General features: G+C 68.0%; 15 protein-coding genes. 10 read left to right on the plus strand and 5 right to left on the minus strand.

Annotated elements, in window-relative coordinates:
* Nucleotides 1–3 precede the first annotated feature (3 nt).
* The 7 genes from KUD94_RS11385 to KUD94_RS11415 all read left to right on the plus strand — a co-directional run bounded on the left by KUD94_RS11385 (nt 4) and on the right by KUD94_RS11415 (nt 6,623).
* Complete coding sequence (locus KUD94_RS11385) at nt 4–657, plus strand: SPOR domain-containing protein (RefSeq protein ID WP_218237321.1); 654 nt, start codon at nt 4–6, stop codon at nt 655–657.
* Nucleotides 658–727: 70 nt separating this feature from the next.
* Complete coding sequence (locus KUD94_RS11390) at nt 728–1,375, plus strand: thiol:disulfide interchange protein DsbA/DsbL (RefSeq protein ID WP_218237322.1); 648 nt, start codon at nt 728–730, stop codon at nt 1,373–1,375.
* Between the two features lie 128 nt (nt 1,376–1,503).
* On the plus strand, nt 1,504–2,133 hold the full coding sequence (gene lptA, locus KUD94_RS11395; RefSeq protein ID WP_218237323.1) for a lipopolysaccharide transport periplasmic protein LptA: 630 nt from the start codon (nt 1,504–1,506) through the stop codon (nt 2,131–2,133).
* Nucleotides 2,134–2,138: 5 nt separating this feature from the next.
* A complete protein-coding gene (gene lptB, locus KUD94_RS11400) occupies nt 2,139–2,927 on the plus strand; it encodes an LPS export ABC transporter ATP-binding protein (RefSeq protein ID WP_218237324.1) in 789 nt (262 codons plus the stop codon).
* A gap of 4 nt (nt 2,928–2,931) precedes the next feature.
* Nucleotides 2,932–4,464, plus strand: a complete 1,533-nt coding sequence (rpoN, locus tag KUD94_RS11405) for an RNA polymerase factor sigma-54 (RefSeq protein ID WP_218237325.1) — start codon at nt 2,932–2,934, stop codon at nt 4,462–4,464.
* 23 nt (nt 4,465–4,487) lie between these two features.
* Nucleotides 4,488–5,753 carry a class I SAM-dependent RNA methyltransferase gene (locus KUD94_RS11410; protein WP_218237326.1) on the plus strand — a complete coding sequence of 422 codons (1,266 nt, stop codon included), beginning with the start codon at nt 4,488–4,490 and terminating at the stop codon, nt 5,751–5,753.
* Nucleotides 5,754–5,876: 123 nt separating this feature from the next.
* Complete coding sequence (locus KUD94_RS11415; protein ID WP_218237327.1) at nt 5,877–6,623, plus strand: M15 family metallopeptidase; 747 nt, start codon at nt 5,877–5,879, stop codon at nt 6,621–6,623.
* A 24-nt stretch (nt 6,624–6,647) separates the two neighbouring features.
* Here KUD94_RS11415 and KUD94_RS11420 read toward each other — a convergent pair whose 3' ends face one another.
* Nucleotides 6,648–7,043: a cupin domain-containing protein gene (locus KUD94_RS11420; protein WP_218237328.1), complete on the minus strand. Its 396-nt coding sequence runs from the start codon at nt 7,041–7,043 to the stop codon at nt 6,648–6,650.
* A gap of 73 nt (nt 7,044–7,116) precedes the next feature.
* Complete coding sequence (locus KUD94_RS11425) at nt 7,117–8,907, minus strand: alpha/beta fold hydrolase (RefSeq protein WP_218237329.1); 1,791 nt, start codon at nt 8,905–8,907, stop codon at nt 7,117–7,119.
* A gap of 44 nt (nt 8,908–8,951) precedes the next feature.
* Here KUD94_RS11425 and KUD94_RS11430 point away from each other — a divergent pair, with 44 nt between their 5' ends.
* Both KUD94_RS11430 and KUD94_RS11435 read left to right on the plus strand, forming a co-directional pair.
* Complete coding sequence (locus KUD94_RS11430; RefSeq protein WP_218237330.1) at nt 8,952–9,395, plus strand: putative toxin-antitoxin system toxin component, PIN family; 444 nt, start codon at nt 8,952–8,954, stop codon at nt 9,393–9,395.
* Between the two features lie 108 nt (nt 9,396–9,503).
* Nucleotides 9,504–10,793, plus strand: coding sequence for a solute carrier family 23 protein (locus KUD94_RS11435; RefSeq protein WP_218237331.1), 1,290 nt, complete (start codon nt 9,504–9,506; stop codon nt 10,791–10,793).
* Between the two features lie 12 nt (nt 10,794–10,805).
* Here KUD94_RS11435 and KUD94_RS11440 read toward each other — a convergent pair whose 3' ends face one another.
* Both KUD94_RS11440 and KUD94_RS11445 read right to left on the minus strand, forming a co-directional pair.
* The gene (locus KUD94_RS11440) at nt 10,806–11,330 is read right to left on the minus strand and encodes a hypothetical protein (protein WP_218237332.1); all 525 of its coding nucleotides are present in this window, start codon (nt 11,328–11,330) and stop codon (nt 10,806–10,808) included.
* The gene (locus tag KUD94_RS11445) at nt 11,323–11,544 is read right to left on the minus strand and encodes a hypothetical protein (protein ID WP_218237333.1); all 222 of its coding nucleotides are present in this window, start codon (nt 11,542–11,544) and stop codon (nt 11,323–11,325) included. Before KUD94_RS11445 ends, KUD94_RS11440 begins: the two co-directional genes overlap by 8 nt.
* Nucleotides 11,545–11,686: 142 nt before the next feature.
* Between KUD94_RS11445 and KUD94_RS11450 the strand changes: the two genes are divergently transcribed.
* Nucleotides 11,687–12,109, plus strand: coding sequence for a hotdog fold thioesterase (locus KUD94_RS11450; RefSeq protein WP_218237334.1), 423 nt, complete (start codon nt 11,687–11,689; stop codon nt 12,107–12,109).
* A gap of 46 nt (nt 12,110–12,155) precedes the next feature.
* Here KUD94_RS11450 and KUD94_RS11455 read toward each other — a convergent pair whose 3' ends face one another.
* Nucleotides 12,156–12,731 carry a cob(I)yrinic acid a,c-diamide adenosyltransferase gene (locus tag KUD94_RS11455; protein ID WP_218237335.1) on the minus strand — a complete coding sequence of 192 codons (576 nt, stop codon included), beginning with the start codon at nt 12,729–12,731 and terminating at the stop codon, nt 12,156–12,158.
* Nucleotides 12,732–12,787 lie beyond the last annotated feature (56 nt).

The raw sequence follows: 12,787 nt of genomic DNA on the forward strand, positions 1-12,787 counted from the left end.
ACCATGGGCAAGGCAGGACGAAGCGGACAGCGGGGCGGGACGTTTGCAGGCCTGGTCCTGGGCGTGGTGGTAGGGCTTGGCATCGCCTTCGTGGTGGCCGCCTACGTGAGCAAGGTGCCCGTGCCCTTTCTGAGCAGCGGCTCGCGCCTGGCGGACCAGGACGCCAAGGAGGCCGAGCGCAACAAGGACTGGAACCCCAATGCGGGCCTGGTGACCAATGCCGGCAGCAAGCCGGCAGCGGCGCCAAGCCCCGCACCCGCGCCCGCCGGCCACGAAACCACCGTGCCCGCGGCCAGCGACGACCCGCTGGGCGACCTGGCGCGCGCCAGGGCCCAGGGCAGCGCGCCCGAGTCCATGGCAACCGCGGCCGCGCCCGCCAGCGCCGCGGCTGCCCCGGCCGCCCCCGCTGCTGCCACCGGCAACTACTACATCCAGGCCGGCGCCTTTCGCGCGCCCGACGAGGCCGACGCCCAGCGCGCGCAACTGGCGATGCTGGGCTGGGAAGCGCGCGTGAGCGAAGGCCAGCAAAATGGCCGCGCGGTCTATCGCGTGCGCATAGGCCCGTTTGCCCGGCGCGACGACGCCGAGCAGCTCAAGGGCAAGCTCGACGGCGCCGGCATCACCTCCATCCTGGTGCGCGTGAGCGCCAGCCGTTGAGCCCATGTTGAACCTTTGCAGGCCTTGGCGCATCAGAGCGAGCCTGCAAGCCATTTCGGAGCCCCAGCGCATGAACCGTCGCGATTTTTCCCTGGCCGCCAGCGCCGGCCTGACCCTCTCGGCCGGCCTGACCCTGCCCGCCCACGCCAAGGACGGCAAGTTCGAGGAAGGCATCGAGTACCTCGAGCTGAAAAAGCCCGCGCTCACCGAAGCGCCCAAGGGCCAGATCGAGGTGGTCGAGTTCTTCTGGTACAGCTGCCCGCACTGCAATGCCTTCGAGCCTTCGTTGTCGGCCTGGAAGAACAAGCTGGCGCAAGACGTGTTCTTTCGCCGCGCGCCGGTGGCCTTCAACTCCAGCTTCGTGCCGCAGCAAAAGCTCTACTACGCGCTCGAGGGCATGGACAAGCTCGACGAGCTGCACGCCCGGGTGTTCCGCGCGGTGCACGTGGAGCGCCTGCCGCTGAACAAGGACGAGCTGATCTTCGACTGGATCGCCAAGCAGGGCGTGGACGCGGCCAAGTTCAAGCAGATGTACACCTCCTTCACCGTCGCCAACCAGGTGCGCAAGGCGACCGAGCTGCAGGCGGCCTACAAGGTTGAGGGCGTGCCCTCCATGGGCGTGGCCGGGCGCTACTACACCGACGGCACGCTCACCGGCAGCATGGGCACGGTGCTGCAGGTAGTGGACTACCTGGTGCAGCAGCAGCGCAAGGCCTGAGCGCCGCCCGAGCCCCCGCCCAGACACAGGCGCGTGCTGCACGCGCCTTTTTCATTGCGCGGCCCGGGGGCGGGCGCGCCAGGGGCGGTCGCTACAATCATTTGCAAGAACCGTGCCTTGCCCGCGCCATGAAACACCGCACCGCCCTGCTGCCCGCCGTCCTGCTGCTGCTTGCACTGGCCGCGGGCGCGCGGGCCGAGCGCGCCGACCGCGACCAGCCCATGCACATCGAGGCCGACAGCCTGGTGCACGATGAGGCCAAACAGACCAGCGTCTTCAGCGGCAATGTCGTCATCACCAAGGGAAGCATCGTGCTGCGCGGCGCCGAGGTGCAGGTAACGCAGGACGACGCGGGCAACCAGAGCGGCGTGGTCACCGCCGCGCCGGGCAAGCGCGCCTATTTCCGCCAGCAGCGCGACACGCCCAAGGGCGCGCCGGTCGAGATCATCGAAGGCGAGGCCGAGCGCATCGACTGGAACGGACGCACCGAAGTGGTCAAGCTCACCCGCCGCGCCGAGCTGCGCCGGCTGCGCGCGGGCGCGCTGAGCGACGAGGTGAGCGGCGCCATCATCACCTACAACAACGCCACCGACGTGTTCAGCGTCGATGGCGCGCCACGGCGCGCCGGCGACAAGAGCGACACGCGCGTGCGCGCCACGCTCGCGCCCAAGGAAGCACCGGCTGCTGGTGCGCCGCAAGGCGCCCAGGAAGCGCCCGAGCTGCGCCCGAGCCGCGCGCTGGACGCGCCGCCGCAGTGAGCGCCATGGCCAGCGCAATGCCCGGTGCGCCGGCGCCTGCCGGCGCCGAGGCCGCAAGCCTGCTGCAGGTTCAGCACCTGAAGAAGAGCTACGGCGGGCGCACCGTGGTGCACGACGTCTCGCTCAACGTGCCGCGCGGCGAGGTCGTCGGCCTGCTCGGGCCCAATGGCGCGGGCAAGACCACGTCGTTTTACATGATCGTCGGCCTGGTGCGCTGCGACGGCGGCAGCATCGCGATCGACGGCCACGACGTCACGCGCATGCCCATCCACCGGCGCGCGCACCTGGGCCTGTCCTATCTGCCCCAGGAAGCCTCGATCTTTCGCAAGCTCAACGTGCAGGAGAACGTGCGCGCGGTGCTCGAGCTGCAGCGCGGCGAGGACGGCCGCCCGCTCGCGCGCGCGCTGATCGAAGAGCGCCTGAGCGCGCTGCTGCAAGACCTGCATGTGGAGCACCTGCGCGAGACGCGCGCGCTGGCGCTCTCGGGCGGCGAGCGCCGGCGCGTGGAGATCGCGCGGGCGCTGGCCACGCAGCCGCGCTTCATCCTGCTCGACGAGCCCTTTGCCGGGATCGACCCGATCGCGGTGATCGAGATCCAGCGCATCATCGGCTTCCTCAAGGAGCGCGGCATCGGCGTGCTCATCACCGACCACAACGTGCGCGAGACCCTGGGCATCTGCGACCACGCCTACATCATCAGCGAAGGCCGGGTGCTCGCGCGCGGCGCGCCCTCGGAGATCGTGGACAACGCCGAGGTGCGCCGCGTCTATCTGGGCGAGCACTTCCGGATGTAGCGCGATGAAGGTCGGCCTGTCGCTGGGCGTCTCGCAACACCTTGCGCTGACGCCGCAACTGCAGCAGTCCATTCGCCTGCTGCAACTGTCCACGCTGGAGCTGGCGCAGGAGGTGGAGGCCATGCTCATCGACAACCCCTTCCTCGAGCGCGCGGGCGAGGAGCCCCCCGCAGCCGGCGCGCCCGCGCCGGAGCGGCGCCCCGAGCGCAGCGAGATTGCTCCTATTTCAGAAGCATTTGACGCAGACCCGGAAAGCGCTGGAAGCCAAAACAGTGCCGAAACCCGGAGCGACTGGGAAGGCGACCGCGAGCTCGACCCCAGCGGCGCCGACAGCCCCTGGAGCAGCGAGGCCCCGGGCCGCGCCGCCCGGCGCGAGGACGATGAGAGCGAGGCGAGCGAGCACGAGAGCGCGCACGAAACCCTGGCCGAGCACCTGCACCGCCAGGCGCTGCTGCTGCGCCTCACCCGCGCCGAACGCGCGGCGCTGTCCTGGCTGATCGATTCGCTCAACGACGACGGCTACCTCGAAGACGCCATCGAATCGCTGGTCGAAACCCTGGTCGGCCCCGAGAACACCGAATACCTGCTGGAGATGAGCGAGCACTTTGCGCTGGCGCTCAAGCTGCTGCAAAGCCTGGAGCCCGCCGGTGTCGGCGCGCGCAGCCTGGCCGAATGCCTGCAACTGCAACTGGCGGCGCTGCGCGACGCGGGCGCCTGCCCGCGGGCGGTGCTGGATGCGGCCATGTGCATCTGCGAGCAGCCGCTTGAGTGGCTCGCGCGGCGCGACGTGCGGCGCCTGTCGCAGGCCTGCGGCGCGAGCGAGGAGGACACGCGCGCCGCCATGGCGCTGATCGCCCGGCTGGAACCGCGCCCGGGGCGGCGCTTTGCCCAGGTGCAGCACAACCTCGTCACGCCCGACGTGCTCGTGCGCCGCCGCCTGGAGGGCGGGCAGGTGCGCCTGGACGTGCAGCTCAACCCCGAAGTGGTGCCGCAGCTGCGCGTGCACGACGCCTACGCCCAGGCGCTGCGCCAGCACCGCAAGGACGAAGGCCACGCCGCGCTGCAAAGCCGCCTGCAGGAGGCGCGCTGGTTCATCAGGAACGTCGAGCAGCGCTTTGACACCATCTTGCGCACCGCGCGCGCCATCGTGGACAAGCAGCAGCCCTTCTTCCTGCATGGCGAGCTCGCCATGCGTCCGCTGGTGATGCGCGAGATTGCCGAGGAGCTGGGCCTGCACGAATCGACCATCTCGCGCGTGACCAGCGCCAAATACATGGCCACGCCCCAGGGCACCTACGAACTGAAGTACTTCTTCGGCTCGGGCCTGGGCACCGACACCGGCGGCAGCACCTCCAGCACCGCGGTGCGCGCGCTGCTGCGCCAGTTCATCGCCGCCGAAGACCCGGCGCGGCCGCTGTCCGACGGGCAACTGGCCGACATGCTCAAGGAGCAAGGCATCGCCTGCGCGCGGCGCACCGTGGCCAAATACCGCGAACAGCTCAAGATTGCGCCCGCCAGCCTGCGCCGCCAGGTCTGAGCGGGCATTGAACACGGGTCACCATGTCCACCAGCCATACGCTTTTTCTGCCCTGCGCCGCCGGCGTCGAGGGTTTTCTTGCCAGCGAGGTGCAGGCCATCACCGGCGCCGCCCGGGTGCAGGCGCAGCGCGCCGGCGTGCAGCTCAGCGCACCCTGGCCGGCGGTACTGCGCCTGAACCTGCACAGCCGCCTCGCGCAGCGCGTGCTGGTGCAGCTGGCCCACGCGCCCTACCGCAGCGAGGACGATGTCTACCAGCTGGCCGCCGGCGTGCGCTGGCAGGAGTGGTTCCAGCCGAGCCAGACTTTTCGCGTGGACGTGACGGCGCAGCGCAGCCCGCTCAAGAGCCTGAACTTTGCCGCGTTGCGCGTGAAGGACGCGGTCGCCGACCGCTTTCGCCAGCTCAGCGGCAGCCGCCCCAGCGTGGACACCCAGCGCCCGCAGGTGCGCATCCACCTGCACCTGAGCGAAACCCACGCCAGCGTCTCCATCGACACCTCGGGCGAGCCGCTGTTCAAGCGCGGCTGGCGCGAGGACAAGGGCGACGCGCCGCTGAAGGAAACGCTCGCCGCCGCCATGATCGCCGCCTGCGGCTGGACGCCCGAGTCCGGCCTGCCGCTGTACGACCCCTGCTGCGGCAGCGGCACCATCGTGATCGAGGCCGCGCAAATTGCCTGCCGCATCGCGCCGGGGCTCAGGCGCCGCTTTGCCTTCGAGCAGTTGCTCACGCACCAGAGCGCAAGCTGGAAAGCTATCAAAGAAGAAGCTGCCAGCGCAGTACGGACAAACGCTGCGCCCGTTTTTGGCAGTGACATATCGCACCGCATGGTGGACTTTGCGCGGCGCAATGCCGAGCGCGCGGGCGTCGCGGCCGCCGTGCAGCTGCGCGGCGGGGATGCGCTCGAGCGCATGCCGCCCTGCGAAGAGCCCGGCGTGATGCTGCTCAACCCGCCCTACGGCGAGCGCATCGCCGCCGCCGGCGCCGCCGGCGTGAACAGCCGCGAGCGCAGCCTGGCCCCGCGCCCGGGCCGCGAAACCGCACAGACGCCGGGCGGCGACGGCGAGGACTTCTTTCGCCAGCTCGCCAGCCACTGGAAGCGCCACTACGCCGGCTGGCAGGCCTGGCTGCTCACGCCCGACCGCGAACTGCCCGGCGCGATGCGCCTGAAAGCCACGCGCCGCGTGCCGCTGTTCAACGGGCCCATCGAATGCCGCCTGCTGCGCTTTGACATGGTGGCGGGCAGCGCGCGCGGGCAGCGTCCGACAGGTAGCGAGGACACGGCGCCGTGAAGGCGTGGAGGCGCCCAATCTCTTGGAAGTTTGCGCGGGCCGTAGGAGCGGCTTCAGCCGCGAAGGCTGTTCGCGACTCAAGCCGCTCCCGCACATTCGGATTTCATCGGATCGAGTTCACTGATGCCTCACCTCTTTCGTTCCTCCATCGCCGCTGCCCTGCTGGCCGGTCTGCTCGGCGCCTGCGCGGCGCCTTCGGTCACCTCATCGGCAGATGCCGCATCGGCCGGCAATCTCGTCGCGCTGGCCCCCTTGGCGCCCACCGTGGTGCAGGACATGCGCTACTTCGGCCCGCACAACTTCGTCGGCCGCCCCATCGCCGGCTACGAGGCGCCGCAATGCTGGCTCAGCCAAGCGGCCGCGCAGGCGCTCGCCCGGGTGCAGCAAGACTTGGCGCCGCACGGCCTGGGTCTGAAGGTGTTCGACTGCTACCGCCCGCAGCAGGCCGTCGATGATTTCGTGCGCTGGGGCGCAGATTTGGCGGACCAGCGCACCAAGGCCGAGTACTACCCGCGCGTGCCCAAGTCGGAATTGTTTGCGCGCGGCTACATCGCCGAAAAATCCGGCCACAGCCGCGCGAGCACCGCCGACTTGACCCTCATCGTGCACGACGCAGCGCGCGCCGCCCGCATGCTGCAGGGGCCGCTCGCAGCGGGGCACGAGGTCGACATGGGCTCGCCCTTTGATTTGTTCGACGAGCAATCGCACACCGAATACGCGGGCCTGAGCGCGCCGGTGCGCCACAACCGCCTGTGGCTGCGCGCGCTGATGCAGCAGCACGGCTGGCGCAACCTGCCCGAGGAGTGGTGGCACTACACGCTGGTGAACGAGCCTTGGCCAGAGCGCTACTTCAACGTGCCGGTACGCTGAGCCAGTTTGCAATGGCAGCAGCGGCTACACACTGGCCTGCCACGGCCCCTGCACGAACTGCGCCTCGTCCGCCCCCGGCCACGGCGGCAGGGTGACGGCGACGGCGCTCAGGGGTGCATCAGGCGCGGCGCGAAACTGAAAGCGCGTGCCCACGGGAATCGACAGGCACAGGCCGGGTTGCAGTTGCAGCACTTCTTCGCGCCCGGCCTGGCTGCGCCACATCTGCCCGCGCCCTTCAAGCACGTACCACAGCTCTTGCACGCTGCGGTGCACCACCGCCTTGGCCACCGCGCCCGCGGGCAGACGAAAGTGCGCCATCGATCCTTGCCCTTCGAAGGCGAGCAGGATGCGCACCTCGGAGCCGTCGGGCGCGAGCACGTCGGGTTCTTCGGGCAGGCGGCGATCGGCGAAGTCGGTCATGGCGTGGCAAGGCGGCGGGGGCTGGCATGCATGGGGTGTTCTCGGCGCCCGGAAAGGCACTGGCGCAGGCCGGTCAGCTGCGCGGGCGCGCCGACTGGATGCGGTCCTTGTAGAAGTCCAGCCAGGCATCGGCCTTTTGTGCATCGAGGTAGTTGGAAGCCGGGGCAGCGCCGGATTTCTGCGACCCCTGCACGCTCTTTTCGTCCTCGGGCAGCGGGTGGGCCTGGCATTGCAGCTCCCGCTGCATCAAGGGTTCACCCAGCAGATAGCCCGTGACCGCGCCATCGAGGCACTGGTCCTTGTAGGGGTACAGGCCGTGGGTGTATTCGCCGGGCACGTACACGCGCTGCGCCGCCGGCAGCTTGGCAAAGAACTGGTCCGCCCCAAAGGACGGGGTAGCCCCGTCGGCAGGTGTGGCGATGTCGTATTGCGACTGCACCATCAGCACGTTCGCGCCCCGCATGGCGGCGATCGGCGGTTTGCGCACGCTGGGGCCGCCCCAGCTCAGGCAGGGGTTGGACATGCGCACGCCGAAGGACAGGGGGAATTGCCGGGCCACAGCCCAGGTTTGCCTGTCCCATGCGGCGCGGTCGCCGATGCTGACGTCGTCGTTGCACGTCACCGCCCAGTAGATGTCGGTTTCACTGAAACTCTCCACCTCGGGATCGAGCCACGTCTTGGCATAGGTTTCGAACATGTCCAGCGCCAGCATGCGCACTTCAGGATGCTCAGGGGTGTAGTGATGGGCCCGCACCGCCTGTTTCAGCGTCTCGGCACTGGCGTCGGGTGCGGCCGCAGCCAATACCTCGGCCATGCCTTGCGCTGCGGCAAAGGCATGCAAAGAGGCGTCCGCAAACCTGCTGGAGTAGGCCAGTTTCGTCAACTTTTCCGTGACCACGCCCTGCAAGCGCGGGGGCCATTGCATCCACGTGGCGACCATGGCCTGGGGATCGGCGCCCAGCCTGAAGACATCGTCATGGCGCGCCGCATAGGGCAGCAAGACCTGCTTGTACACGCGATCGACCGCGATCACGGTGGCGTCGTTGGACTCTTCCATCGGGCTGCCAAAGTCCATCGAACTGTCCAGCACCATGCGTCCCACGCGCTCGGGGTAGAGGCTGGCGTACCAGGCGCCCAGCCAGGTGCCGTAGGAATAGCCGATGAAGTTGAGCTTGTCGTCGCCCAGCAGATGGCGCATCAAATCCATGTCGCGCGCCGTGGCGTCGGTGTTGATGTAGGGCGTGAGCGGGTTGCGCGCGCAGGCACGCGCCAGCAGTTCATCGTTGTAGCGGTTGTCGGCCAGGGTGGCATCGCTCAGATCGGCATAGGCCGTGCTGTGGCTGCGCGAAAATTCATTGCTGGCGCATTGCAGCCGGGTGCTGGCGCCCACGCCGCGCGGCGAAAAGCCGACCATGTCGTAGGTATCGAGCAGACGCAGTTGCCGCGCGCCCAGGGGGCTGTCCGGATTGCTTTGCGCAAACGCACCGCGCAGCACGAAGGGCATGTTCAGACCATCGCCGCCGGGGCCGCCGGGGTTGAACAGCAGCGAACCGCGACGCTGCGCCGCATCGGCGCTGCGCACGCGCAGCAGCGCCACGGAGACATCGCCCTTTTGCGGTGCGCCCCAGTCCATGGGCGCGCGCATCCAGGCGCATTGCAGGCGATCACCCAGCTCTTGCCACATGAGCGCGGCGCCGGCCGGCATGTCGGTGCCCAGAATGGTGGTATCGCAGGCCTGCCAGTCCAGCACCTGCGCGCGGTAGCTGGCCAGGGGGTCGGGCGGCGCATCGTCACCCCCGCCACAGGCGGCGACGAGGGCGCTCAGGGCGCAGGCGGCAGCAAGGCGAAGGGAAAACGGTTGCATGTCAAACCTCGTGACGAGAGAACGCCGAAGTAGCATACCGTTTCATGCTTGCTCCCAGCGCAAAACCCGCCGTCCTGGTGCTCGATACCCACATCGTGCTCGATCTCTTCGCTTTTGAAGACGCGCGCGCGGCCGCCTTGCACGCATGGCTGCGCGAACCCGGCGTGCGCTGGCTGGCGACCGCCGCCATGCGCGAAGAGCTGGCGCGGGTGCTGCACTACCCGGCGATGGCCAGCAACTTGCAGCAACGCGAGCGCACGGCGGATGCGGTGCTGGCGCGCTTCGACGCACACGCCACGCGGGTCGAGACGGCGCCTGCGGTGCGCTGGCGCTGCCGCGACGCCGACGACCAGAAGTTCATCGACCTGGCGGTACAACGGCGCGCGCTGCTGCTGTCGCGGGACAAGGAGGTGCTGCGGCTGAAGAAACGCCTCGCGGCGCTGGGCGTGTGCATTCAGGCAGATTTTGAGCAGACTTCAAAACAATAGCTGTCCGCGCTTTCCAGACAAGGTCTGGAGGCCAATTTGATACATATTTCACCATCGCCCGGCCAAACCCTCTACCATCGCGCGACCCTGACATGCAAGGAGACAACAATGGGGTTTTTCAGCTGGAGAGCAGTGCCGACCGAGGTGCTGGCGGGCGGCGGCGTGGTCGGCCCCGACGAGCGCCTGCCGTGGCGGGAAACCGGCCTGATGGGCATACAGCACGTGATTGCCATGTTCGGCTCCACGGTGCTCGCGCCCATCCTCATGGGGTTCGATCCGAATCTGGCGGTGTTCATGAGCGGCATAGGCACGCTGATCTTCTTCCTCGTCACGGGCGGCAAGGTGCCGAGCTACCTGGGCTCGTCGTTCGCCTTCATCGGCGTGGTGATCGCCGCTACGGGCTATGCCGGCAAGGGGCTGAACGCCAACATCGACGTGGCGCTGGGCGGCATCATCGCTTGCGGCGCGGTCTACGTGCTGATCGGCCTCGTCGTGCATGCAATAGGCACGGGGTGGATAGAGCGCTTCATGCCGCCGGTCGTGACCGGCACGGTGGTGGCGGTCATCGGCCTGAACCTGGCGGGCATCCCGGTCAAGAACATGGCGGCCAACAATTTCGAGAGCTGGATGCAGGCGCTCACCTTCCTGTGCGTCGCCGCCGTGGCGGTGTTCACCCGGGGCATGGTGCAGCGCCTGTTGATCGTCGTCGGCCTCTTGATCGCCACGGTGCTCTACGCGCTGCTGACCAACGGCATGGGGCTGGGCAAACCGTTTGATGTCTCCGGCATCGCGGCCGCGCCCTGGCTCGGCATGCCGCAGTTTCATGCGCCGGTGTTCAACAGCGCGGCGATGGTCTTGATCGTGCCGGTCGTGATCATCCTGGTGGCGGAAAACCTTGGGCACCTGAAGGCGGTCACGGCCATGACCGGCAAGGACCTGGACCCTTACCTGGGCCGCGCCTTCATCGGCGACGGCCTGGCCACCATGGTCAGCGCCGGCGGCGGCGGCACGGGCGTGACCACTTATGCCGAGAACATCGGCGTGATGGCAGCCACGCGCATCTATTCCACCGCGGTGTTTCTCGTCGCCGCGCTGATCGCGCTGCTACTGGGCTTCAGCCCCAAGTTCGGCGCGCTGATCCAGGCGATTCCGCTGCCGGTGATGGGCGGCGTGTCCATCGTCGTCTTCGGCCTGATCGCGATCACCGGCGCCAAGATCTGGGTAGACAACAAGGTGGATTTTTCGCAGCCGAGCAACCTCATCGTGGCCGCGATTCCGCTGGTGCTGGGCACGGGAGAGTTCACGCTCAAGTTCGGCGACTTCGCGCTCGGCGGCATAGGCACCGCAACCTTTGGCGCGATCTTGCTCAACGCACTGCTCAAGCCGCGCAAGAGCTGAGCGTCAGATCGATCACGTCCCCCGCATATCGGGCGGCTGCCGGGCATGTCGGGCGGCGGATTGCGCCTCAATGGCCTCCAGCGCACGTTCGATCACCGCGCGATCCGCCTGATCCTTGTCGCGCATCGTTTGCTTGGTCAGCAAGAGCCCTTCAAGGCTGATCGTGCGGATGCAAACGCCATCGACATCGATCAACTGGGTGTACTTTTTCAATGACTCAAAGGTCTGCCCATTGGCGTTGAGCATGATGTCCACAATGATTTCGTCACCCACGCGGATGTTTTCGCCTTCAGGGAACCAGTCGGGGTCAATGTCTTTCGCCGCCTGTTCCGGCAAAACCATCAGGGCGGCCTTCATCCGCCGCCCGGCATCGACGGTTTGCTCCACCATCAGATCAATATCCGTCGTGGCGCGCTGGTAGCCATGGGCAGCCAGCGCGTACCCACCGATCAGCAGATAGTCAACGCCATGGGCGTCAAGGGACAGGGCCAGCTTCTTGAGGTCTTGCAGCGTTGCAGGACGAGCAAATTCAGCCACCGGCGCGCTCCCTGGCCAGCTTGGCCATGCCCAGGGCCAGGCAAGCGGCCTGGTGCGCGTTGGCTTGCGCGTGCGATCGGTATCGAAACACGCCCTTGGGGAAAAATACGCGCCCGCCGGTGAACCCGGCAAGATCCTCGGCAAACGCCATGCTCAACGCCAGCGCATCGCCGCTGGGCGCGGGCCCGACCCTGGGTTCGATTCTCTTTCCCACTTGCTTCATTCCTGCCTCCATCCCGGCAAAGCCAGGATCGCTTGCGCTGCAGCGCAATCGTATTGTGGCGGCTCGCCTCGCCCTGGCAAACGCCTGCGCTACCATCCTCGCTGCTCGCTTTCCTGACACCTTGCCCGACACCATGCCGATCTGGAAAAAACCCGTCTCGCTGGAAGGCATCACCGCCTCGCACCACAACACCGCGATCTCGCACCTGGGCATTGAATTCCTGGAGATCGGCAACGACTTCCTGCGCGCGCGCGTGCCGGTGGACGAGCGCACGCGCCAGCCCTTCGGCCTGTTGCACGGCGGCGTGAGCGTGGTGCTGGCCGAAACCCTGGGCTCGTCCGGCGCCTACTACGCCAGCCCCGAGGGCCACCGCGCGGTCGGCCTGGAGATCAACGCCAACCACTTGCGCGCTGCTACCAGCGGCTGGGTCACGGGCACGGCACGCCCCGTGCACATCGGGCGCAGCACGCAGGTCTGGCAGATCGAGATGGTGAACGACGCGGGCGAGATGACTTGCATCTCGCGCATCACCATGGCGGTGCTGGCTCCCAGGTGAAATACGCCGCTAACGCTTGTCCTGTAAGCGCCGATAGCTATATTTGTTAATCAGCCCCGTCCTGCTGCGAGCGCTTGAGCTTCTCGCTCTGCCAATAGACCTCCTTGCCATCGTCCATGCGGTTGAGCACGCGGGCGAGCACGAAGAGCAGGTCCGACAGGCGGTTCAGGTATTGGCGCGGCGCGGGCCGCATCTCCTCCGACTCTTGCAGCGCGACCACCGCGCGCTCGGCCCGGCGCGCCACGGTGCGCGCCACATGCGCCTCGCAGGCTGCGCGCGTGCCTGCGGGCAGGATGAATTCCTCCAGCCGCGGCAAGCTCTTGTTGTAGCGCGCAAGCGCCTCGTCGAGCTGCGCGAGCGCCTCGTCCTTGAGCAGCGCAAAACCCGGAATCGACAGCTCGCCGCCGAGGTTGAACAGCTGGTCCTGGATGTCGGTGAGCAGGGCGCGCACGTCCTCGGGTAGGCTCTCGCACAGCAGCAGGCCGATGTGGCTGTTGAGCTCGTCCACGTCGCCCATGGCGTGCGGGCGGCCGCTGTTCTTCGATACCCGGGTGTTGTTGCCCAGTCCGGTCGTGCCGTCGTCGCCGGTGCGCGTGGCGACGGCGCTTACGCGTTTGCCCATGGCTTCACTCCTGTTGTTCGATCCTGCGATTGTGCGTCCCGCCGTGCGCCCCGCCG

The sequence above is a fragment of the Comamonas sp. NLF-1-9 genome (assembly GCF_019195435.1).
In the GTDB taxonomy this organism is placed as follows: Bacteria; Pseudomonadota; Gammaproteobacteria; order Burkholderiales; family Burkholderiaceae_C; genus Comamonas_C.